General features: G+C 49.9%; 23 protein-coding genes. 6 read left to right on the top strand and 17 right to left on the bottom strand.

All coding sequences use genetic code 11. From position 1 onward, the window contains the following. Positions 1 to 31: 31 nt before the first annotated feature. The 9 genes from QEH59_RS02995 to QEH59_RS02955 form a co-directional block, all read right to left on the bottom strand. Positions 32 to 2,149: a secretin N-terminal domain-containing protein gene (locus tag QEH59_RS02995; RefSeq protein ID WP_308983881.1), complete on the bottom strand. Its 2,118-nt coding sequence runs from the start codon at positions 2,147 to 2,149 to the stop codon at positions 32 to 34. Beyond that, positions 2,149 to 2,706 (bottom strand): hypothetical protein, encoded by a 558-nt coding sequence (locus QEH59_RS02990; protein WP_308983880.1) that lies wholly within the window; start codon positions 2,704 to 2,706, stop codon positions 2,149 to 2,151. The genes QEH59_RS02995 and QEH59_RS02990 overlap by 1 nt, the downstream gene beginning before the upstream one ends. Beyond that, the gene (locus QEH59_RS02985) at positions 2,703 to 3,917 is read right to left on the bottom strand and encodes a hypothetical protein (protein WP_308983879.1); all 1,215 of its coding nucleotides are present in this window, start codon (positions 3,915 to 3,917) and stop codon (positions 2,703 to 2,705) included. The genes QEH59_RS02990 and QEH59_RS02985 overlap by 4 nt, the downstream gene beginning before the upstream one ends. 16 nt (positions 3,918 to 3,933) lie before the next feature. After that, positions 3,934 to 5,097: a type II secretion system minor pseudopilin gene (locus QEH59_RS02980; RefSeq protein ID WP_308983878.1), complete on the bottom strand. Its 1,164-nt coding sequence runs from the start codon at positions 5,095 to 5,097 to the stop codon at positions 3,934 to 3,936. A 2-nt stretch (positions 5,098 to 5,099) separates the two neighbouring features. Next, on the bottom strand, positions 5,100 to 5,984 hold the full coding sequence (locus QEH59_RS02975; protein WP_308983877.1) for a prepilin-type N-terminal cleavage/methylation domain-containing protein: 885 nt from the start codon (positions 5,982 to 5,984) through the stop codon (positions 5,100 to 5,102). Continuing rightward, a complete protein-coding gene (locus QEH59_RS02970) occupies positions 5,984 to 6,466 on the bottom strand; it encodes a PulJ/GspJ family protein (RefSeq protein WP_308983876.1) in 483 nt (160 codons plus the stop codon). The genes QEH59_RS02975 and QEH59_RS02970 overlap by 1 nt, the downstream gene beginning before the upstream one ends. Further along, positions 6,463 to 7,008 carry a pilus assembly FimT family protein gene (locus QEH59_RS02965; RefSeq protein WP_308983875.1) on the bottom strand — a complete coding sequence of 182 codons (546 nt, stop codon included), beginning with the start codon at positions 7,006 to 7,008 and terminating at the stop codon, positions 6,463 to 6,465. Before QEH59_RS02965 ends, QEH59_RS02970 begins: the two co-directional genes overlap by 4 nt. Then, on the bottom strand, positions 6,980 to 7,429 hold the full coding sequence (gene gspG, locus QEH59_RS02960) for a type II secretion system major pseudopilin GspG (RefSeq protein WP_308983874.1): 450 nt from the start codon (positions 7,427 to 7,429) through the stop codon (positions 6,980 to 6,982). The genes QEH59_RS02965 and gspG overlap by 29 nt, the downstream gene beginning before the upstream one ends. 113 nt (positions 7,430 to 7,542) lie before the next feature. Beyond that, positions 7,543 to 7,995 carry a response regulator gene (locus tag QEH59_RS02955; protein ID WP_308983873.1) on the bottom strand — a complete coding sequence of 151 codons (453 nt, stop codon included), beginning with the start codon at positions 7,993 to 7,995 and terminating at the stop codon, positions 7,543 to 7,545. Between the two features lie 169 nt (positions 7,996 to 8,164). Between QEH59_RS02955 and QEH59_RS02950 the strand changes: the two genes are divergently transcribed. The 3 genes from QEH59_RS02950 to QEH59_RS02940 are packed head-to-tail and all read left to right on the top strand — an operon-like array spanning position 8,165 to position 12,438. Next, positions 8,165 to 9,133: an AAA family ATPase gene (locus tag QEH59_RS02950; RefSeq protein WP_308983872.1), complete on the top strand. Its 969-nt coding sequence runs from the start codon at positions 8,165 to 8,167 to the stop codon at positions 9,131 to 9,133. Positions 9,134 to 9,161: 28 nt separating this feature from the next. Beyond that, positions 9,162 to 10,289 carry a DUF58 domain-containing protein gene (locus QEH59_RS02945; RefSeq protein WP_308983871.1) on the top strand — a complete coding sequence of 376 codons (1,128 nt, stop codon included), beginning with the start codon at positions 9,162 to 9,164 and terminating at the stop codon, positions 10,287 to 10,289. Then, complete coding sequence (locus tag QEH59_RS02940) at positions 10,258 to 12,438, top strand: transglutaminase TgpA family protein (protein ID WP_308983870.1); 2,181 nt, start codon at positions 10,258 to 10,260, stop codon at positions 12,436 to 12,438. The genes QEH59_RS02945 and QEH59_RS02940 overlap by 32 nt, the downstream gene beginning before the upstream one ends. 31 nt (positions 12,439 to 12,469) lie before the next feature. Here QEH59_RS02940 and tsaE read toward each other — a convergent pair whose 3' ends face one another. The 7 genes from tsaE to QEH59_RS02905 form a co-directional block, all read right to left on the bottom strand. Further along, positions 12,470 to 12,904 (bottom strand): tRNA (adenosine(37)-N6)-threonylcarbamoyltransferase complex ATPase subunit type 1 TsaE, encoded by a 435-nt coding sequence (gene tsaE / locus QEH59_RS02935; protein WP_308983869.1) that lies wholly within the window; start codon positions 12,902 to 12,904, stop codon positions 12,470 to 12,472. A gap of 2 nt (positions 12,905 to 12,906) precedes the next feature. Beyond that, positions 12,907 to 13,875, bottom strand: coding sequence for a thiamine-phosphate kinase (locus tag QEH59_RS02930; protein WP_308983868.1), 969 nt, complete (start codon positions 13,873 to 13,875; stop codon positions 12,907 to 12,909). Positions 13,876 to 13,894: 19 nt separating this feature from the next. Next, positions 13,895 to 14,680 (bottom strand): exodeoxyribonuclease III, encoded by a 786-nt coding sequence (locus QEH59_RS02925; RefSeq protein WP_308983867.1) that lies wholly within the window; start codon positions 14,678 to 14,680, stop codon positions 13,895 to 13,897. Positions 14,681 to 14,751: 71 nt separating this feature from the next. Then, positions 14,752 to 15,402: a hypothetical protein gene (locus QEH59_RS02920; RefSeq protein ID WP_308983866.1), complete on the bottom strand. Its 651-nt coding sequence runs from the start codon at positions 15,400 to 15,402 to the stop codon at positions 14,752 to 14,754. Positions 15,403 to 15,415: 13 nt separating this feature from the next. Next, positions 15,416 to 17,623 carry a hypothetical protein gene (locus tag QEH59_RS02915; RefSeq protein ID WP_308983865.1) on the bottom strand — a complete coding sequence of 736 codons (2,208 nt, stop codon included), beginning with the start codon at positions 17,621 to 17,623 and terminating at the stop codon, positions 15,416 to 15,418. A 5-nt stretch (positions 17,624 to 17,628) separates the two neighbouring features. Next, on the bottom strand, positions 17,629 to 18,300 hold the full coding sequence (locus tag QEH59_RS02910) for a type II secretion system protein (RefSeq protein ID WP_308983864.1): 672 nt from the start codon (positions 18,298 to 18,300) through the stop codon (positions 17,629 to 17,631). A 6-nt stretch (positions 18,301 to 18,306) separates the two neighbouring features. Then, complete coding sequence (locus QEH59_RS02905) at positions 18,307 to 18,831, bottom strand: type IV pilus modification PilV family protein (protein WP_308983863.1); 525 nt, start codon at positions 18,829 to 18,831, stop codon at positions 18,307 to 18,309. A 392-nt stretch (positions 18,832 to 19,223) separates the two neighbouring features. Here QEH59_RS02905 and QEH59_RS02900 point away from each other — a divergent pair, with 392 nt between their 5' ends. The 3 genes from QEH59_RS02900 to QEH59_RS02890 are packed head-to-tail and all read left to right on the top strand — an operon-like array spanning position 19,224 to position 21,593. Further along, entirely contained in the window at positions 19,224 to 19,658 is a 435-nt protein-coding gene (locus QEH59_RS02900; RefSeq protein WP_308983862.1) for a type IV pilus modification PilV family protein, read from the top strand. Between the two features lie 2 nt (positions 19,659 to 19,660). Beyond that, positions 19,661 to 20,236 carry a PilW family protein gene (locus QEH59_RS02895; protein ID WP_308983861.1) on the top strand — a complete coding sequence of 192 codons (576 nt, stop codon included), beginning with the start codon at positions 19,661 to 19,663 and terminating at the stop codon, positions 20,234 to 20,236. A 13-nt stretch (positions 20,237 to 20,249) separates the two neighbouring features. Beyond that, positions 20,250 to 21,593: a DUF7305 domain-containing protein gene (locus QEH59_RS02890; protein WP_308983860.1), complete on the top strand. Its 1,344-nt coding sequence runs from the start codon at positions 20,250 to 20,252 to the stop codon at positions 21,591 to 21,593. Positions 21,594 to 21,601: 8 nt separating this feature from the next. On the opposite strand, the gene mnmA is transcribed toward QEH59_RS02890, so the two are convergent. Beyond that, positions 21,602 to 22,672, bottom strand: coding sequence for a tRNA 2-thiouridine(34) synthase MnmA (gene mnmA, locus QEH59_RS02885; protein WP_308983859.1), 1,071 nt, complete (start codon positions 22,670 to 22,672; stop codon positions 21,602 to 21,604). Positions 22,673 to 22,785 lie beyond the last annotated feature (113 nt).

Here is a 22,785-nt window from a genome sequence, read left to right as displayed (position 1 = left end):
CTAAATTTGTTAACATTTGCTGTAGCGTATCTTAGCGACGTAGTGAACGAGGTGAGGTCTGGACCGACTTTTCTGTTTTAGGCTCCTTTTCTTCAAATTTACTACCTTTGAGGTAAATGTCCGATGTGGTGCTGGTCTCAATGTATTGTTTGATGACATCGGTCTCGGCGGCTCCCTCGATATACGTTTTCGAGACTTTATCTGCTTTATCCGGATTTTCTAAAACTGTAGGACGAATAAAAATGATAATTTCGGTGCGGTCGTAATTCTCACTGGAGTTGCCTAGTATGTTTTTTATTAAAGGGATGCGTCTCACCAGAGGGAAGTAAGTGTTACTGTCGGTGCCCGTGTTTTCCTGCAAGCCACCCAGAACGACGATTTGTCCGTCTTTCACGCTAATGGTCGAGGTGGCTTCGCGCACGCCGATGACAGGCTGATCATTCCCATCGATGGTAACGGTGTCGACGACGTTCTCGACGGTTTGTTCGATGACCATCTGGACAGTGCCGTCGGCACCGATGAGCGGGGTGACGGTGAGTTTGATGCCGATATCACGGTATTCTACCGTGCTGCTAGTGGAGGTGCTATCGCTGTAGTTTGTGCTGCCAGTGATGATTGGCTGCGACTTACTAACGTTGATGATGCCTTCCTCATTATGACTGACTACGATGCGCGGCGCGGAGAGTACGCGTGTGTCGCTGTCACCATTGGTAGGTGTGATTGCGGTGCTTAGCGAGAAGTTTGAAGGATCGTCGAGGCTGATGGTGCCATTGCTGAAGGAAAGTCCATCCACTGTGCCTGCGGAAATATCAGTGAAGAAATTAGTGGATCCATCGTAGGTGAAGCCTATGCTGCTCAAGCCACTGCTTTGTGTTTCACTGAGTGTTACTTGTGTAATGACTGCCTCGATCAATACCTGTGGTAGCGGGATGTCAATTTTCTCGATCAGCTCCCGAAGTGTTTTGAGATCTTGTTGAGTGCCGTAGGCGACGATGGAGTTGGTGCGCTCGTCGGCGGAGAGACCGACGAAGTTTGAAAATTGAAGTGAGCTGTTGGCTTCGGTGCTGCTGTTGCCGGCTGTGGCAGGTGTGGGGGCGGCTGGTGCCGTGTTGTCATTTCCGCTGTTTCCGTTATTTTCATTGCGCTGAGCGTTGCTGCGTTCGTTTTCGCGGGCAACTTTAGCGTCTTCTTCGCGACCTTCTTCTTGTCCGGAAATGATGTCTTCGATGATGGGGACGACTTCCTCGGCCTTGGCTTGGCGGAGTTGGAAGACTTCGCTGCCCGTGAGGGGGGCGGCATCGACATCAACGCTTTCAATCACGTCTAATATGATGTCAAGGTTGCCGGGGTGGGTGATGAGGATGAGTTGGTTGGTGCGTTCGTCTGCGGTGACACTGGTATTGCCTTCCAGATAGCTATTGAGAGGGCCTTCGATTAGATTTTCCAATCGATCTTGCATCTCAGATGCTTGTACGAAGTCGAGCTTGATAAATTTGATTTGCTCGCGGACGCTTTGCGGTTGGTCGGCTTCGTTGAGTATATCTTCGATACGTTGCAGATTTATCAGGGCGTCGGTGACGAGCAATGCGTTGGATTTTGGGAAGGGGAGGATGCTGGAGTTTTGTGAGACTAAATTTTGGACTAGGGGCGCGGCAGCTTCTGTGGCATTGAGGTAGTCGAGTTTAAACAATTTGGCGTAAATTTGTTGGCTGGGTTCCAGTTCCAGACTGCTACCACCCAGCATTTGAGGCACGTGGCTGTTTACGTTGGTGGCGGGAACGGCCTTCATAAAACGACCGCCCATGTCTGTGAGCATTACGCCGTTGAGGGTTAATAAACTTTCGATGGCGAGCACTGCTTCACGTTTGGTGAGTGCCCCGCGGGAGTTGAAAGTAAATTTAGATGCAGGTAGGTCTTGACGGCGTAAGATGATTTTATCGGTCATTTGCTCCAGCAGCGTGAGTACTTGGTCGGCGGAGTCTTCGATTAGGATGAGCTCGCCGATCATCGCTTCGGGCTGCTTTAGCTCGGGTTCTACAGGGATGGTTCCCGCGGCTGGCAAGTTGACCTGGGCGGGCGGGACTTGAGCGTGAGAGAGGGAGGCAAGCGCCAAGAGTGCGCTGAGAGATAGAATAGAAAGACGGATCATTACAAGTTAGGGTCTTTTAAATCGAAAGAGTTGATTTCATAGCGCACATCGAGCTGTTCTGGGGTGCGCTGGTTTTTTTGGATGCGGACATTCTGTATATTGATGTAGGGGGTCTCTTGTTTGATCAGGTTGTTGAGTTGTATCAGTTGAGACATTGAAATATTTTTGAGGCGTACGCGCAGGTTGTGGTCGTTAAAAATTTCTCCTTCGCGGGTGCGAACTGAATCGATGTCTGCCTGCCCCGAGAGTCCGATTTGTCGGGTGAGATTGTCGATGCGTCCTGAGAGTTGAGCGGCTGCGTAGGTTTTGGAAGGGTCGACTCGTTCGAGTGCGGTTGCCAGGCCTTGAGAGAAGAAGTCGCTGCGATCCAGCCACTCCTGCTGTGTGGCGAGTGTGACTGTTGAGAGTTTACGCTGCGCATTCCATGCCGAAGTTCGATCGAGCCAGCTGTTGCTCCAGATGAAAAGAAATACCAGAATGAAGCAGAGTGAGAGTAGCTTCTCACGCAGGCTCATTCGTTTATACAAGAGGCGTATTTTATCTTTGAGTGCGCTCATGACTCATTGCCTCCTTGTGGGCTGGGGGCTAGCTGTGGCGGCGCTTCGCTATGGGTATAGTCTAAGGTGACGGTGAAGGTTACCTTGGTTTGTCCGGCTCGTTTTAGAGATTTGGGAGCTTCGACCAGTTTGAAGGTGCCGGATTTACTGAGCGCATCAGTGTAGGCGTTGAGTTCATTAATCGTGTTGGCTTTACCTTCGATGGTAATACGATTATTACCTTCTATTACTGTTTCATCATATTCGATACCTGTGTTGCCAAGTGCCTCGCGTATGAGGTTGGCGGCTCTGAGTATGGCGATGGGGCGTAGTTCGTTTTGGGCAACTTGCTCCAGTTTATTCATCAGGCTTTGTTTGTCTTCGATGCGACGTACATTGGTGGTTTGAGCTTCAATTGTTGCTTCGCGGGTGCTCAGCCAGTATTGGCCGCCAAACAGCAAGGCTTCCAATAGAACTAGAAATAGGGCGAAGCAGGCTGCGTAACCAATGATGTGGGTGACCAGTGATGCGGTGCGGCGTGTGTTTCGTTCGAGATTTTTGTATTCAGCGGGGCGAATATCGGCTTGCCAGAGTGTGGCTTCGCTGGGTTCCAGGGGAGACCAGTGGCCGTTGGTGGGTGTTGTACCGATCGTTTCAAATCGGAAAACAGGAGCACCTTTATCGGATAGTTCAATGGGAAGTAGGCGTAGGCAGATGCTTTGAAGCTGGCTCTCTTTGGGCGTCGTGCCGGGCTCCGGGGCTTTGTTTACTGGTGAGGTGCTGTTGGCGGTTGTGTTGCAAGCTAGACTGCGGACGGCTTGCGGGATCGACTCGCCGCTTGCCAGCAGGAAGGTGGTGTTAAATGGTTCGCCTTGCAGGGTGACTTGCGTGTCGCAATTGAAGCGTGCGCCATGTAGGGCTGCAAAGTCCGGTAGTACCCAGGTGTAGTTTTCGAGATCGCCGTGACCTGCACGTTTGAGCCGATCTTGTAATGCGGCGTATATGAGTAGGCTTTGGCCGTCCGGGGCTGATAAAAAGCCCCAGCGCAGTTGCTCGAGTGGAAAGGGGGCGATCGCTTCCATACTGAGTTCGGCGAAGTCGGCGAGTTCGTTGGGGGCGAGTGCCGGAGGCACCACGACTGATTCGACGAAAAAGTATTCCGCAGGCAGTAAGAGAACTTCCGCGGGGGGAGTGCTCTCGTTTTCTTGTGCTATGTTGGATGGGTCGCTCACGGCTGATGTCTCTGGCTCAGAATGAATCGCTTTCTTTTCCGATGTCTAGTGCCGAATAGCGCGCAGGCGGGCTAGTTGGACGGCCTTGGCTGTACTCGGAAACTTGTAGGATTGTAAAGGGATAATTAATGGCGTCTTGTTCGCTGGTGGCACCCGTCTTGGGGCTGTCGGATGAATCGCTACCTGGAGTGCTACCACTGCTGCTCTCTTCGTTTTCGAAATTAGGCTCGACTAGGGCGGTTATAGTGAAGGGGACGTGGCCACGCCATAAATTGACAGTGACCCGTAGCAGTTTAACTTCTACGCTGCTGTTTTCGCTATTGGCTGAGCTCGGGATTTGCTGTAAATAGGGGAGTTCGTTGAGACCATCGAATATATGTTCTTCATCGAAGCCATCTTGGAGTGCCAGTAGTTCTAATACTGCTTGGGGGCTACTATTGAGATTTGCAGTACCTGAGTTAATAACAGAGACCATGTCGTCAAGTTGAGCAAATCGCTGGTTAGGTTGCCCGTCCTCGTCAAAAAATTCATCTTCCCATATTTCGATCAGGCTCAGTTCATCCAGGCTCTGTAGGGGAGCATTTGCTGCGCGATAAGGTGGGTCGCGACTGAGGTAGTCGTCTGATTCGGCACCGTTGAGGCGTCGGCTATCATCGCTATCTATCCAATCGAGCAGCATGCTGCTGAGCTCGCGGGCTGTGCCGAAGTCGAAATCGAAGCTCTCTTCCAGCATGCGGTTGAGTGTATCCTCCTCCATTGTATTGATCGGTAGCTTGCCGCTTTCGTCGTTGATTTGTATGGATACTTCCCAGCCGTTGGGAATGGCGATGCCAGCGTATTGGATCGGGTCGGCCCACCCTTGTTCGGGTGCGAATAGTTTTCCCTCGTCGATCAGAGCGACTTCATGGATCGTAGCGAGTGCCACTTCGAGCATGCTATAGCTGAATGAGCGTACGTCCGAGGGCTCGTTGAAAATGGCGCGATATTCGAGGTCCTCGATTGCTTCGTCAATGAAGCGTGTGATAATGAACGAGAGTAACAGTGTGATGGCGAGGACGGCAACCAGGACGCTGCCCTGCTGCCGGGGGCAGGAGTTGGATCGGCTGAGCCGAGAGCGGGGAGTGGAGTGCACACTCGCTCGCCACGTTCTTCCCTGCATCTGCTTGCTGTTTACATTCATCTTTAAAAAAGTAATACGCTCCTCGAGGGAACAGGTATCGTGAGGGTTCGCACTTTAGTTTCACCTCGATATTCGAAAGTCAGTTTTAGGAAACGAGGGAGTATGAATTGCTCATCGCCATCGCCCTCTTTGGCTTCGGTTTCGGTCTCCCATTTTTCGAAGTTCTCGTCCCAGTAAATGTATTCGACTTTGGTAATCAGATCGCTGATTGGAGTGCGGTTGAGGTCACTTATGTCTTCAGAATCTTCTTGTAGTGGGGTGTACCAGAGTAGGCTGAGGCCTTCATCGTGTTCAAAATGCAAAAAAGCTTCAATTCCTACTGTTGGGGCATTTTGAGTTTGGATGAGGAGTGGCGGTGTTTCCATTAGCTTGAAGTGAAGCAGGGGGTCTTGGTAGTCAGCAAATCCTGGAGGTTTGGACCAATCGATGGGGTCTTCGGCTACGGAGATTAGTCCGCTGCCTGAGTCGTCTTCGTTTTCTGTTTGATTGGAGTCTACTTCGGTATTGTCGGGAGTGGGAACGTTGATCGTGGTGCCAGCGTTGGTGTCGGCGTTGTTCTCGTTATTCGCTGGTTCGGAGGTCTCGTTGGCTGTGCCAGGGGTGTTGGAGTTTGTGCTCAGTGCAATCTCTGTGCCTGCGACTATGAAGCTCGCTTGTAGAAATTCCGCGACTCCGTCGACGTGGTCCTCGAAGAAATGTCGATCTTGCCGTTCCATCCATACATCGGTCACGGAGACGAGGAGTGTGGCTGCGGCTGCGAGTAGTGCGCCGGCAATCGTGACAGCAAGAATCACTTCCAGCAGTGTGAATGCAGAGTTGGTGACGCAGCTTGCTGTGGCGCCAATTCTGCCGCGTGAAATGGGGGCGCGCTGTGCTGGCTGTTGCATCAGAAGTTATAGTTCCTCCGGATATCTTCAAGTGCCTCGCGCTTGTCTTGGAGTAAGTCAGAGCGTTCATCGCTTTCTGACCAGGTTGGGCGTAGCAGGTAGAGTGCTTCACTGTGATCGCTCGGGAGTCCCTCTGGCGGATCACTGAAGTGAATATTAAGCTGCACTTGAAAGAGGTCGATAATGTTGGTTGCTATGATTTGCGCTTCCCAGGTGGCTTCCCCGCAGTGCAGCGTTTCATAATGATCACCATCCTCTGCGTCTTCCAGATTTGCTTTCAATAACAATTGCAGACGTACTGCACGAATGTCACTGTTGAGGCGGTCGTAGTTGGCTGCGCTTTCCCGCGCGAGTAGTGCATTGACAAAGGCGGACATCAATACTGAGGCTGTCATTGCGAATATTGCGACGGCTATGAGCACTTCGACCAATGTAAAAGCTGTATTTCTGTGGGGGCGGCTTTTCGGAGTGTGTGCGCTCATTGGGGGCCCTTCACTAAACTGGAGAATGGATCGAAGATGATGCGTTCGGGACTGCCAGTGCCGGTGTCGATCTCCGCGACAAATGGGCTGGAGCTGCGGTCTGGGGCAAAATGCACGCGTTTGGTTTCGAGTTGGCTGCGTTCAGCTTTGGGGAAGGGGCCCATGCCTCGGGCCGGGGCGACCAAGTAAAAGCGAATCTCGCTAGCTCCATTCTTGAAGTCGTCGCTGAGTGGAAAGTTTGTGCTGTCATTCAGTCGGAGGGCGCCCGATTCCTTGTCGAAGCTTAAGGATGTGATTTGACGCTCACTGGCTGCCTGAAATCGAGCCGATCGAATCGCTGCGCGCAGAGTCTCTTCGGGGTCGATCCGATCATCGAAATTCAAAAACGTCGTAAAATTGGCAATAATCACGCCAGCAGCTAGCGAGATTAAGGCAAAAACGAGGATGATTTCGAGTAGCGTAAAGCCTGCATGAGCGCGTGGGCGATTCGAGGCGCGGCTACGGAGGAAATGGCTACTGGCTTGTCCAGTTTCCAATGTCATCCCCGCTCTCTACACCGTCTGCTCCGAGTGACCAGATGTCAAAACTGCGGCTACCACTGATATTGCGAGTGCCGGGGAAGCGATACTGGTAAGGTTGTCCCCATGGGTCGATCGGGGCTTCTTTAATATAAGGACCCTTCCAGCGTTGTTCTTTACCTGCGGGGGCTTGCATTAGTGCAGCCAAGCCTTGCTCTGTGGTGGGAAAATTCCCTACATCCAAGCGGTAGCGGGTCAATGCAAGCTCAGAGTTACTATTGACGAACAAGCGGGCAGCTTCCTCTTGATTATCCCCGAAGATGCCTGTCAATTGATTGAGTGCGACGCTCGCTAAGAGTGCAACCAGGGCGATGGCGATGAGGATTTCAAGCAAGCTGAAGCCACTGTTTCGATGGGAAGATTGGAGCAGTCTGGATTGTTTCATTTTGAGTGATTTTCTACACATACTATCATTAGATCTCCGGATGGGAAGAATAGTTTCACTGCTTATTGTAACACTTTAGTCACTTAAGTGGAATTTTTTACTTAAAATTTGAATTAGAGACTAGGACTACGTGGGCCCGTGCGCTTCGCTTCACGTATGCGAACGACCTGATCATAGATTTCGGGGCTAAAATACTGTTCACCCCGGGTGACCGCCTGAATGGCTTTTTCCAGTTCTGCGAGTCCTGAAATCTTGTTGATGAAGCCGTCGGCCTTGCTTTGAACTGCGATTTTGATGCTTTGGTGGGCGGTGTTGCCGGAAAAGATCAGTATTTTGGTTTGAGGTAGCTTGCTCTTCAGTTGTTGAAGAATTTCCAAGCCACTGATCTCTGCGAGATGAATGTCTACGATAGCCAGGTCTGGCCTTAGTTTTAGGCACTGCTCTATGCCTTCTCTTCCGTCGCCTGTCATCCCCAGCAGTTGAATGTCGGGGAGTACTGTTTCAAGAAAGGTGGATAGTAGATTTTGCAGAATTTCCTCGTCTTCGATGATGTAAACAGTGTGCATGCGTGTGATGTGTGGTAGCGATTATCAAGATTAAGTTTTTAGCCGTTGTGACTGTCGAGGGTTTTTAGTCATCATTCACTCAGTTAAAATTAGGCAGCAACTTGTGCTTTTTGTCGGAAAAGCTTTCTACTGATTGCCTTCTTGTAAAAAGTTTCCTACTTTCTGGATTATGTCTGATACTACTGTGATTCCAGCTCCACGAGCCCTTGAGACTGTTGATCGGCTGCGAGCCAATATCGAACGCACGATACGTGGTAAAACGATTGCTGTAGATCGTACGATTATCTGTTTGCTGGCGGGGGGGCATCTGTTGATCGAGGATTTACCGGGCTTGGGAAAGACGACACTGGCTTATTGCTTGGCGCGCTCGATAGATTGTTCTTTCTCTCGGATCCAGTTTACCAGTGACATGCTGCCCTCTGATATTATTGGCGTGTCGATTTACGATGAGAAATCGAAAGATTTCCAGTTCAAACGTGGGCCCATTTTTGCGAATATTGTTTTAGCTGATGAAATTAATCGAACGACACCTAAAACACAGTCGAGCCTACTGGAGGTTATGGGGCGTGGCAAATTGTCCGTTGATGGTCAGACTTATACGGTGCCGCCGCCATTCATGGTGATTGCGACACAGAATCCGGTCGATTATGAGGGCACCTTCCCATTGCCTGAGAGCCAAATGGATCGCTTTTTGATGCGCATGGAAATGGGGTATCCGGATTTTGAATACGAACTTGATATACTGAAAGGTGGTCATCTGCACTACGATCATCTGGAGGCAACCCCAGTGGTATCTCGCAAAGATATTATTGAACTGCAGCAGTACACGCGACAGGTTTACATTGAAGACACCATCGCGGAATACATGGTTCGGTTGGTCACTGCCACGCGGCAGGAGCCTGCCTTCCGCTCTGGAGTCAGTCCGCGGGGCACATTATCACTTAAGGTCGCAGCACAGGCAGCTGCTCTTTCGCAGGGGCGCGCTTTTGTGTTGCCCACGGATGTGCAGGACGTGTTGCAGCCTGTCTTTGCCCATCGTTTAGCTTTGCGTAAATCGATGTCAGATCCGTTGGAAGAGCGGCGTTCTATTGAGGGCTTGTTGACGCAACTGAGCGAGCGTGTGGCCGAGCCGGTCTGAGTATTCGATGGTGGATAGTCAGATAGAAATGCGTCGTTGGCACGACTGGACGGATCCTGATTTTTTTATGGAAGGGCGGCAGCATGAGCGTCGTTTAATCCCTTTGTTCCTGCGGCAGATTTTGCCGAGAAGGATGCAACAGACCAAGCTGACACTGACTGGCTGGATGTTAGTGATTGTTGCGCTTGGCATCGGGTCGGCGGCGTACAATACCTCCAGTAACATTCTATTTATGACGCTTTCCATGCTACTGAGCAGTCTGGTGTTAAGTGGTATTTTATCTGTGGTCAATTTTCGGAAATTAAGTTGGGCATTACAGGCACCGCAGCATTTACAGGTTGGTGAAGTTGGGATGGCAGAAATCGTGTTGAAGAATGAGAAGGGGATGTTTCCCACTATGAGTATGGCGTTTCGGGTGAGCAGTCGTGATGGTATGCATCTACTGTATTTGAAACATGCCATTTCTGCGGGTGATATTGCATCCTTAGAGTGGACCTTTGTTCCAGTGCAGCGGGGGCGATTAAGCGTCTATTTACATGGAGTCGAATCGAAATTCCCCTTTGGTTTTCTGAGCAAGGGGATCGAAGATACGGCTGAAGCAGCAGTGTGGGTGTGGCCCGAGCGAATTGAATATAGCTTTTTGCCACTTGCACATGGGCGGCGTTATCAGACTGGGGTGGCACGGCATCAGGCAGGTGTGGGGAATGACTTGCTGAATGTGAGAACTTATGAGATGGGCGATTCGCCTCGACTGATTCATTGGAAAGCGACGGCTCGAATGAACAAGCTGATGGTGCGTCAATTGGCGCAGGAGGGAGAGAGTGGCTTTCATTTATGGCTGGATCCTATCGAGCAGCTTTGGAATGGGGCTCAGATTGAGACTTTGTGTTCAGCTGCCTGTGCTTTGGCAGAGGATCTATTCCATGTAGGACGATTGGAAAGTGCCTGCGTTGGACAGGAACCGTGGATTCGGATACGCGGTTTGCGTGAGTTGCATGATTTTTTTGATCAGCTTGCACGCTTAGAACCTGTGTCCGGTGCGGGGACGCCGCCCGGCGAGCATAGTGTCGGTCGTCGTAATATGATTACTTTTAGACCGTATGGGGAGCGCGGTGTATCTATTTATGTCAATGGGACGCAAGCAGGTCAGGCTTAGCCTCGGAGAGTTGCATGAAGTCAAGCAACTGATGGGTGTATTGCTCGCGATACTGTCGTTTTGGTCGTTGGCTGCCTTGGATATTGGGAGTCAGTCGATATTGCTGATGGGGGGGGCAGTGGCGACAGTGGCTTTTTGTTTCCCACGTTGGGTTGCACGTATACCTGCGCTGGTGTGGCGTTGGGCAGGGCCAATGATTCTATTATTTATTGGTATTGATTTTATGCTGCACATGCCCGCATTTATTCCGCCTCTGGTGCGGATGGTGGTGCTGCTGCTTATTTATCGGATTTTGGCACCGCGTAATTTGCGCGAGGACAAGCAACTAATTTTGTTATGTCTTTTCTGTGTCGTTATTTCGGGGGTATTGACCGTTTCGCTCTTGTTTGCATTCCAAATACTTATTTTTGCCCCCTTGGCGATGGCTTTATTGTTCGTGATTTGTATTTTGGACCGTGGCAAGGATGTGACGCCATGTTTGATTGATTGGGAGCATTTTGAATGGTCTCAATTAATCCGCCGTGTCTGGTGCGTACTAGATTTTCGGATGGTTGTGCTCTGCGCGGCGATGTTCTTGCTAGTAGTTACTGTTTCGAGTTTACTATTTATTTTGACGCCTCGATTCGACATGCATCGGGCGATTCCCTTTATGGAGTTGAACTCTAAAGCAAGATCTGGCTTCAGTGAGGAAGTTGCTTTGGGCGAGGTGAGTGAGATTCAAGAGGACAACCGGGTGGCCTTGCGAATCGATGTGCCTGCTTTGGATGCAGTGAGTGCGATGCCCTATTGGCGGATGCTGGTATTGGATGAGTATGAGGGTGGACGTTTTCGTGTTTCACCAAGTTTAAGGACGAAGCCTTTTCGACTTTTTCAGGAGAGTCGGGAGTTGCGCTCACCTGTGATTCCTTTACTGCAACGCAGTGGTGCGCTTTGGACGTTTTATATGGAGGGTGGGATAAGTCGTTACCTTCCGTTGCCAGGGGATTATGTAGGGCTGCGTTTTCAGAAATTTCAGGCTATCGAATTGATTCCAGACTTGCATGTTCTGGCACTGGATTCTGTAGGACAAAATGTGTTTTCGTATCAGGTTGAGGATTTACAATTTAATCTTCGTTTTGCGGCAAGTGATGAGGAGCGCGATGCTTTATTGGAACCATCTCCACCTGAGAGAGTGGATGAATATGCATCGCTGCCTTATCCGTTTACGACGCTGGATTTGAATCTGAGGCAGGATTCGATTGAGGTATTAGAAGAGATTAATCGAAATATTGTGGGAGAGGCTGATCGGGATGTGTTGGCTTATAGTCGAGCTGTCACGGATTATCTCTGGGAGCAGTTTGCCTATTCTTTGCGTCCGGATATGGACTATCGGTTTGATCGAGACCCTGTGGTGTCTTGGTTGGAAACCGGGAGCCAGGGGCATTGTGAGCTTTTTGCGGGTGCTTTTATTTTACTCGCTCGGCAGGCCGGATTTCCTGCGCGCATGGTGGTTGGCTATGCAGGAGGAACATGGAACACCTTGGAGAATTATTTCGTGGTGCGTAATCGAGATGCGCATGCGTGGGTGGAGATTTATGATGCCGCAACCCAAAGTTGGCTGCGTGTTGATCCCACTCCAGGGCGTGGTTCCAGTGATCCTGAGTTAATTGTCCAGGGAAGTATGGTATTGGAGTCTGGATGGGCCGCCTGGATCGATAGCTTGCGCATCCAGTGGTATCGACGCATTGTCAATTTCGAGCAGAGAGATCAGGTTGAGTTAGCGTTGAATTTAAAGGATACCCTGCGGGCTTATATGACAGCAATCAAGCAGGTCTTGCGTGAGTGGGGTGCTGCGATACAGATGTGGTTCACGCGTCCATTGAATTTGGGGAGTATGCTGCCGATTATATTGATCATAGTTGTGGGGGCTGCGGTGTATGGGCTCTGGCGTATGCGTGACTTATTATGGGGACTGTTATTCCGCATGCTGCGCCGGCCGTTTAAGCTTGATCCGGTCCGTCGGCGAGCCAGCCGCTTGTTAAAGTTATTAAAGGCTGCTGGAATTCAGTCGCAAGTCGTGGCCGATTTGGAAGCGATACGCTTTGGTCCGGAGCAAAGCTTAAGTGAGGTAAAGGCAGTTTTTGCGAGGGCGCGACGAGCTTTAAAATAGGGAGTTGCTAGCTGTTGCTCTGGAGGGCGTGTTAGCGAAGCTGTATTTGGTGGCTTTGATCGTCGTTGATGGTTAGGTAAAGGTGCCAGGTATCTTCAGGTAGGGCGTCGGGGATACGCTCTGGCCATTCTACGGCGAAGCACCAAGGTGACTTTAAGAAGTCTTCGATCATGAGGGCGTCGAGATCGGCTCCGGATTCGAGTCGATAGGCGTCTAAATGGATTAGTTGACGGTCACCGTGGTAAATCGTGTAGAGATTAAACGTGGGGCTGGTGACGGCTTCTTCTATATTCCATGCGCGGGCCAGACCACGCACGAAGGTTGTTTTGCCAGCGCCCAAATCACCATGGAGTGCTAATACTGCATCTGCGGGTAGATATGTAACCAGACGCCCCGCCAGGACTTCTGTTTCAGCCGCTGTTTTTGAGCGAATGCCGTGTTTTAGTTGCTCCAGTAGATCGATCATGATTAGACCAGATGCTCAAAACCCTTCACCCATGGCAAGGCTTCTTTAGTGGAGGCATCTAGATAGAGCGCATCATTCTGGCGTGTGGCAATCACACCAATTTTAGTGAGAGGAGTCAGTGGGAAGCGTGCATTCCACTCGGACTCTAATTTCGATAGCTGCGCTTCGCTTTTGATTGTAATGAGCAGTTCGTAATCTTCACCATCGCAAAATGCATGTTTGAGCGCTGTCTCCCCGGTTTTTTGGGCGTGACGATGCGCATCAAGTGATAGCGGGAGAGATGGAAGGTAGATGTGTGCGGCGCTTCCCTGTGGGAGGAGCGCGTTGAGATCCTTGGCGATGCCGTCGGTAATATCCATCATCGAGCTGCAGTAATTGCTTCGAGCTAACCACTGGCCTTCAGTCAGCCTTGGGGTGAAGTTGTAATGTTTTTGGTAGATACTGCCTCCAAGGGTTCCAGTTACGTAGATTGCGTCGCCGATTTCGGCGCCGCTACGTAAGAGAGGCGCGACGTGCATCTGCCCTGTTAGGCTAAGGGCCGCTGTAAATTGTCCTGCTGGTAAGGTGCCGATGTCGCCCCCCACTATAGAAACCTGATAGTTTTGACAGGTTTGTCGTATGCCTGACATGAAATCCTGTAGCCAATCGGTTCGTAGGTTTGGTGCGCAGAGCAGATTGAGGAGCGCTGGGCCTGGGTGGCCGCCCATGGCTGCGATGTCACTTAAGTTGCGTTTGATTAGTTTGGCTCCGGCTGCTGAGGGCGGGACGCTGTTATCGAAATGGCGCCCATAGCTAACACTGTCGGTTGTGAATAACTGACGGCCAATATTCGAGGTATCCATCACTGCGCAATCGTCTCCCATGCCAGTCGGGCTTGGGGGGGACACCGGCCCGAGCCATTTGCCGATGGCAGTGATTAGCTCGACCTCTCCAAGTGCATGAATGGTTTGATGCGAATTGTCGGAAAACATAGTAGCCCACTGGGGGGGATTATTTTAATTGTAGCAGGACCGGGCAGTGATCAGATCCCATAATTTGATCGAGAATGTCGGCATCAGCGATGCGCTCACGCAATGAATTGGAGACGCAAAAGTAGTCAATGCGCCAGCCGATGTTTCTTTGCCGTGCGGTCGCACGGTAGGACCACCAGCTGTAGCGTTCGATCTCGGCGGGATGCAATAGGCGAAAGGTGTCGATGAAACCTGCTTCCAAAATTGCATCGAATCGGGTTCTCTCTTCGATGGTGAAGCCTGCGTTTTTACTATTGGTTTTGGGGTTGGAGATATCGATTTCAGTGTGTGCGACATTGAGATCGCCGCAGAAGATGACTGGTTTGAATGCTTCCAGTTTTTTTACATGTGCCAGGAAATCGACGTCCCATTCTTCGGTTCGGTAGTCGAGACGGCGTGGGCGTTTATTTTTGTCATGGTTTTGCGCATTTGGAGTGTAAACCGTGACTAGGTAGTGATCCTCAAATTCCGCAGTGATGACACGGCCTTCATTATCATGTTTCTCGATGCCTAAGCCGTATTGGACTGAGAGCGGCTTGGTTTTGGATAGTATTGCGGTGCCAGAGTAACCTTTTTTAGTGGCACAGTTCCAGTAGACATAGGGATAGTCTTCAAAGGTGAAGCCCTCGATCAGATCGTCTGAGATTTTAGTTTCTTGTAGGCAAATAACATCCGGTTGCTCACTTGCTAAAATGTCGAGGAAGCCTTTTCTCAAAACCGCACGCAGGCCGTTGACGTTCCATGATAATAGTTTCTTTGTTGCCATAAACCACCATTCTACCTGCTTTTGGCGCAGGAGCAACTCAGAATCGAGCGGAATGTGGCTGACTTTTGTGCTTACTTTACCTCATGTAGGGAGTTGAAGGCCAAACGGGCTTCTTTAAATTGTGACGCAAAGACGTGTGCTGGCGCTTGAATGCGCACGATGTATATGTTGCCGCCACGCTCTATCCAGTTTTCACCACACACCAATGTTTGTGCATCGTTTTTTACACTGTAGCGTATCGTCATTGCACGTTGTCCAAAGATCCGAAATTTCGAACGGCCGTTTTCGGTGAAGGCTGATTCTTCCAGTATTGTAAAAGCTTTTTCTGGAGTCTGGCGTAGTTGCATGCCCTGTAAGTATAGGTTTAAGGTCGCATCACTGAGTGCATGTGGAAAGTGCGCTGTAGAGAAGGCTAGAAATTCGATTTTGAAGTTCTGAGTTTGGTCAATAACCAAGCGAGTGGAGCATTCACCATGTGTAGGCACCGAGTGGTAATCGGGTAATGGGTCCATTTGCAGCACCTTCGGTCCGATCAGACGTAGGCGCGGCAGTCGCATTGTTTCCAAGGTTTCTTCGTAGCTGGAAACTTGATACGGTTGTAATGCAGACGTCGGGATCGCAGGATAGCTCTTATGGGCCGTGGATTTGTCCGTGTCTGCGGTCAGTTGAAGACTGGCTAGGATAGTCGCAATTACAAGTATGGCAAGGGGCTGGAGAGGCATAGCTAAGGAGTTTTTAGAAGTAGCTCTTAAGTCGTGAGACGTGGCTGCTGTATTCGGCTTCGTTGATCAGTTGGAAGTCAATACCGCGGTAGCGACGAGTATTCGGTGTCCCGGGGGGCAGGTAGCCTTCGCCAAATTTCGAGTGGAAGCCCCATTCGCGTCGAGGGGCATTGTAGACGTTTCCGTATCCCCATCCGCGCGTGCCAACCTCACTTTCAAAGAGAGCCACGAGTGAACCACGAATTTGAATAGTGATATCATTCCAGTTTTCCAGAAAGCGCGGGAAATTTTCCACGCCTCCGCTGTAGCTGGTTGAGCCTGTTTCTCCCGAAGGGACCAGACCGGTTAAAACTGCTGCGGAGACCTCTGTGTTACTGGCCCGACGATCACTTAATTCATGAATGCTGTCTGCATCTGTCCAGCTTTCGCTCAGGAAAGTTACTGAATCTGCGATGAGGGCTGCTGGTGCTTCATGGCCTTCCTGGCCAAAGGTGCTTGGGTCGTCTGGAGTTGTGGGGGAGCCTGTGTTTAAATCACCATCGGCATTGTAGTGACCTTCGACGTAGAGCATCTGATTGGTGGCCAGTGTCATGCCGTAGGTGTCGGTGGCGTGGGCAAATTCGGGGTTGGGAATAATGTCACCATTGATGAGTTTCACCGCGCGCCCACCTATTGCTGGATTGACGTTGTCGTCTCGGGAGGAAGTCGTCTCCTCTTGAGGGAAGGCGACATACACGACGCCATTCCACCATTTTTCAGGAGTTTGTCTGTCTGCGTTGCCTCCCCAGTCGTTTTTATCATTGGTGTGCACTAAGTCTTTTAGTTTTGAAATGTCGATTTCAATGATATCGAGATCTTCAGCTTGACGCTTGTCGTGCAAGCCACTGGTGACATCGCCATCTTCTTCTGCGAAGTTCTTGTAGGTGGCGAAATCTGTAGACGGTTCCAAGGTGCGTGTGCGTGGGGTGCCGGAGCTGTTATATTTTAGGCTGCCGTCGCTGTTACGATTGTAGGTGTAGTATTTGATGTCCCCATCGGTTTCGACTTCGATGACGAGGCCCGCCTTGTAGGCGAATTTCTGTTGTTCAACCTCGTTGAGTTTGAGGGCTGCTTCATAGCCGGCAGGGTCGTCTGTCTGCGAAGGCACAGCTAATTCCGTTTCTTTAAGCACGGGTTGAATCAGGTTGTAGGCACTGTTGAAGGATTCCTTTTTATCGGTTGAGGGATTGGTGTCTTCGATATAATCGCTGACGCCGACAGGATTTTGTGACAATATACCGTGGTCCTGCGTTTGGAGATTTCCGTCGAAGACCTGATCGGCTAAATCTGCGAAATTGTCTTCGCTACTGGTGAGCCATGAGCCAGAGAAGTCGGCGGCACTGTCTTCTGGCCAGGTGCCATCCTTTTTCAGATTAACTAATTTTCCACTGGCATCAGCGATGCGCACGGGGCTGTAGCTTGCCGAGCGTCCGTAGTCGGGGTGACGACCGTGGTAGAGCTGACCAGCGAGTGTGACCTTGGAGTGGAAGTTCAGCTGTTCACCCGATTGAAACCAAGAATCAGTATTGGAGTGTACATTTCCATAAATGTCCATACGTGGTCCCGGAGCGATTTCGAGTGGTACGTTGTAAAAAATCGCATACGCGAACAGTGGCGCATCGCGAACTTGTAGGTATTGGCGAGCGTAAACGGTTGCTTCACCCACTTGTGCGCGATTCACGGTGGCCTTGCTGATCATTTCAATATTGCGCTCAAATACCCGTGTGCCGGCCAGTTCGTCGAATTGATTCCCCGGTATGCGTGGATCAATATAGACCCAGTCGCCAGGAGGGACTTGGCCACCTATGACTTCGGTTGCCTGTGTGTTAAATTGTGCAGCTGCGCTGTATTTGGTGATTGCCGGGAGGATCAGGTTACTGAGTGAATCCTCCTCGCTGTGAATTTGTACAAATTCGTCTGAGATATAAAGTGGGTTTCGAGAGGGGGATAGTGAGTCTACCGGGAATGCACTCTGGTTTTCAAAGCGATTTTTTAGATCGGCTATGCTGGCCTGTAGAATACTTTCAGCTGCTTGTTTTGCTTCGTGGTAGGCTGCTGCCTTTTTGTTACGTAGAAATTCACCCTGAACCAGGTCAAGTGTTGAATAAATGCCAATACCAAGTGCGGTGGCGATGATCAGGACCAGGAAGAGCCCGCTTCCTTGTTGTCGATTGCTTTTCATAGTTATTAGCCTCTGGGAGATATGGTTAAATTGTAGGTATTGGTGACTTCTTTTACCTCGTTGCCATGTAGGATTTCTCCGTTGACGACAAATGTGTTGTTGCCGAAATTTCTGAATAGTTTGCCATCGGCAAGTCCACGTGATAGTTCGAGCACGACGGGGTGTGTGTCGCTATCATCGGCAAAGTAGTGTGCCAGGAAGTCTTCGAAATGATTGTTGCCTGCTGAGGTGTCGATTTCCTGTGGGCTGGAGAATATTTTTTCGGCACGATAAACTGGGCTCAGGCCGTCACTATCGGGTTTGCGGAAGAATACTACGAGCTTGGTATAGTGCAGAGGATCGTCTATATCAGGGTAGGGGTCGTAGTAAACGAGGACCAGACAATCCCCCGTTTCGCCGCTTTGTTTCTGGTCGCTGAGGTCATCGCGATCCTCAGTGCTAAAACTCTTGTAGACGATGCCAGTACGTGCTCCGAGGGTTTCTTTGCTGATGCGCAGAGTAAAATTACGAACATCATTGGTGATACGAGCTTTGTTCGATGCCCAGAACATTCCCTGGGTTGAATTGAACATAAAAGTAGCTAAACCAATCGAGATAAAGCCTAAGATTACGCTGACAAACATGATCTCCGTAAGAGTGAAACCAGCTTTCGAGTGAGCGTGTGCTGAGAGATTCATATAAAACTAGTGGGTGGGGACCGTACTGCGAGCATTGTGAATGGCCGCCTCGCGCACGCGCCCTGTATTCGGGTGCTCATAGGCGTAGCGAATCGATAGCCAGTATCCGGATGCGCCACTCATCGCTTGAATTGATGGAGTAATTTCTAAATCCATTGTTTTAGCGATTGCTCCGCTTTTTTCAGTGACGATTGGAACTTGCAGGGTGTTTGGTACATCCAGAAATAGATCTTGTTGCTGATCGCCTTCGATAATCATGGTGAAGATTGCTTTACCATCTTTTGTCGGCGGTGTTTCCAGTAGATTGAGGCGTGTGCTTTTCATTTGCTCAATGGTACTTACGGCCACGGTTAGCGCAGTGGTCTCGTAAAGGTTATCCTCGGCTGTGTATTTTGTATAGGTCAGGCCCTTGGTGAAGGCTAATACAAAAAGCGCGAGAATGAACAGCGAGATCACCACTTCGACTAGAGAGAAGCCTAAGTGAGTATCCGGGGTTGTAGAGTTGTTTCTACTTTGGTTTAGACAGTACATTCCAGCGCATGACCTCTCATAATATATGCGGCAAGTCGATTCTGATTTCTTTCGCGGAAGACGCTTTACTAATTATTTATCAGTTAAATGTAAATGTATGATTCTGAGGGATAAATGAGTGCTGGCCTTGAATTTTTTTTTAGGGGCTTTACAGGTGAATACAGTGTGATTCCCTTATGTTTTTTTGGGGGGATGTGCCCGTGCACAGGTGTCAGAAACTTATAATGCGAGATTACTTGAGAATTGTGCCTGAGAAATGCTTGCTTCATTCGAGATGCAAACCAAAACCTGAACTTTTATCGACACTCACTGAAGGTGAATACATTGAATTTCCTACAAATAGTATCTAGTGTGGAGCATTGCAGAGGCCGCCTATCGGTTGTTCACGATTTATGACTGCGCGTACCATTTGTAAATACAGTGGATTCACGCTGACTGAAGTGATTGTGGCTATTGGTATCTTTACAATGGTGATTGCCGGCGGCTTGTCAGGTGTGCGGCGTGGTTTTGATATTTTGCAGGATTCCCGCAATTACACTCGAGTATCGCAGATCCTGCAGAGTGAAATTGAGACGCTGCGTACTTTGTCATGGGATGAGTTGACGGCTTTGCCGCAGAATGTGGCGATTGAAGTGGATACACAATTTGATACCTCTGCCTATGATATGTACGTTGTGCGCCGGTGGATTACTGAGGTCAACGAGGATGTGCGTCAGGTGCGCGTGATTGTGAGTTATGAGAATGATCGTGGTCGTTTAGTGACGCTGCGTTACCACACATTTTTTACCCGAGGCGGGGTCAATGATTATTTTTACCGGGCAATATAATCATGCGCTGTGTCCGAATAAATGTTTTCCCCCGTAAAGCCTACACATTGGTAGAGCTGATGGTCTCCGTTGCATTGCTGGGTATTGTGATGACGTCGATGGTTGCTACCTTTATGGTTTTTGCTTCGGGTTCGAAGGGGGTGGCAGCTTACACGGAAATGAGCCGTCAGAGTCGCATTGCTCTGGAGTTGTTTGCGCGTGATGTGCGTGCAGCCGAGGATGTGTGGGTTGCCAATCAGGATGAACTTCGTGTGATTATTCCGCAAAATGCTTTTTATAATGGGAATAGCGTGGCCTACCACTATGACTCAGATATCGGAATTTTTAGTCGTGTTGAACGTGACCAACATGGGGTGGTTCGCTCCAATGAAATCTTGTTGGATGGGGTGGAAGGCTTTACATTTGGTTTCTTTGACCCTCTTGGACAAGCGCTTCCATTTGATACGGAGTCGTTACTACTCTCAGCTAAAAGTGTGCAAATTGATGCGGCATTGCGACGAGTGGTTTCCAGGACTGAGGCCACAGATTACATTATCTCCGCTCGTTTCATGATGCGCAATCGAGCTGTTACGGAATAAGTCTATATTAATAATGAGTCATTTCATCCATGCCAATGAGTCCGTCGGAGCTGGCTCGCGTCAGCGAGGCTCGGCATTGTTGACGGCTTTGATTTTTTCCTTTGTGGTGGTGACGTTAATGAGCAGCTATTTATTTTTAGCCAGTTCTGATTATCGTGTTTCAACGCGTGCTTTTTTGTTGGGGGCGAGTTTTAATTTGGCTGAAGGCGGCGTGGATCATGCAATTTATGCTTTAAATCAGGGAGACAATAGTGGATGGCGAACTGGGGTGGATCGTGATCGGCGCAGTTATTGGTCGCGTGAATTTGGTCCTTATGATTTAGGCGGGAATATTCAGGGATACATTCGGGTCGTGATTCTTGATCCGACGACGTCAGCGCCAGAGATCTTTAGTGAGGGAGAGGCGAATGGACATGTGTCCGGTCGCGTGACTAAGCAGATACGTGTGGCACTTTCCGGAGGTTTTTATCCTTTTCGCAATGGTTTTAATTCTAAAATGGGAATTGTGCTTAAGGGAAGTCATGTGACCTTCGATAGTTATGATTCCCGTGTCGGGGGGTATGGGCTCGGCAATCGGAATTCCGAGATCACGGTGGCGACCGTTTCAGTGGAAAGTGATGCGATCAACATTGGGAATGCAGATGTTTATGGCTATGTTGCCACTGGGGGCGGGGCTCCAAATGTTGGACCACAAGGAGCGGTGACCAGTTATGAGAATCCTGGCGTGATTGATTGGAGTCGTATCACAACAGATTTTTATGCGGAGTTTCCTCCAGTGGAGGCGCCAAGTTTAAATGCCCCATCTACCAGCCTTCCAAGTTGGGGGTATATGAATGGCGGAGATTATTTATTGAGTTCTTTTTCTATGAGTCGAGGTGTCTTATATGTAATGCGCGATTCAAGAATTGTGGTGACCGGGGATATGAAAGTTTCTGGCAATGCATTAGTGTACATTGCGAATGGAGCCTCTTTGCAGATCTACGCTGCGGGCGATGTCGATATTTCCGGGAATGGCATATACAATGATAGTCAAATACCGTCCAATCTGCTCATCTTTGGCACTCATGATGAGGTCGGAGAACAGCAGATTCGGGTGCAGGGAAATGGTTTTCTTGCAGCAGCGATTTATGCGCCGAATTCTGAAGTTATCTTAAGCGGGGGCGGTAGTTCTGGCCGCGTGTATGGTGGAGTTGCTGCGTATGAAGCAAAGTTGACTGGACGAAGTCATTTCAGTTATGACGAGGCCCTGGAGGATTACAATCTCGGGGTGGGCGGCTATCAGGTGGTGGAGTGGGTCGAACTTTCTGGGGTCGGTCTGAATGTAATGCGTGTGAATATGGAGCTCTACGGCTTGTAATTTTAGCACTATTGATAAAATCCGCCACCCAGTAGTTTGTCGCCATCGTAGAGCGCCAGTATTTGTCCTGGCGAGAGGGCGCGCTGGGGCACATCGAAGGAAACTTTGGCTCGGTTGTCTCCGGTCGGTGTATAGGTGATTGCTTGCGACGCATCACGGTAGCGTGGTTTTGCGAGTAGGCGGCAGGGTTCTGAAATGCATCGATTGACGAAACTCAGGCCATATACTTCGACTTCTTGCGTGAACAGGCCGGGGGAGTCGGGTCGATCAAAGGCAACCACCAGTTCGTTTCGCTCCATATCCAAGGCAGTCACGACATAAAATTCGTTATCGGTATTGGAGGGAATGCCGATGCCACGTCGTTGGCCCGTGGTGTAGCGGTGTAATCCACGGTGGCGTCCTAGCACTTTGCCCTCGGGAGTTACGATGTTGCCGGGTTTATCATCGATATAATATTCCAAGAAGCGGCGAATATTCATATCCCCAAGGAAGCAGATGCCCTGGCTATCCTTCTTCAATGCGTTGGGAAGCTTCCTTTCTTGCGCGAGTTCACGGACATCGGGTTTATTTAGTTCGCCGACCGGGAAGAGAGCATGCCGGATTTGAGACTGTTGTAATAGTGCGAGGAAATAGGTTTGATCCTTATTTTTATCCAAGCCTTCCAGTAGATCCTGTGAGCCGTTGGCGTTGTCGCATTTGCGTACATAGTGGCCAGTGGCGATGGCGTCGAATCCAGCCTGTAGAGCGTAGTTTTGAAAGATGCCAAATTTCATCTCTCGATTACACATCATGTCTGGGTTGGGTGTGATGCCGCGCTGGTAGCCGTCTACCAGATAGTTGACCACATGTTCCCTATATTCATTGACTAGATTGACGATTTCATAATCGATGCCCAAGTGCTGGGCCACCGAGCGGGAGTCTTCAATGTCTTGCTGTGCCGGGCAGTCAGCCAGTGGCATTTCTTCATTCATCCAAGTGCGAATGTAGGCCCCTGAGACGTCGTAGCCTTGCTCTTTTAGAAGTAAGGCCGCTACGGCGCTATCGACGCCGCCTGAGAGCGCTACAAGTATTTTTTTCATAGGTACCCAAATAAGTGGAGCCTGAGAGCTGCGTCAACTATCGGGCGAACTTGATTTTTGAATATTCTGTAGTAATGGGTATTGCGATTGCTAGGGGCTTCCACAGAAAGAAT

The organism is Thalassobacterium sedimentorum (assembly GCF_031127905.1).
GTDB classification, from domain to species: domain Bacteria; phylum Verrucomicrobiota; class Verrucomicrobiia; order Opitutales; family Coraliomargaritaceae; genus Thalassobacterium; species Thalassobacterium sedimentorum.
This window is presented reverse-complemented; position numbering and strand designations above follow the sequence as displayed.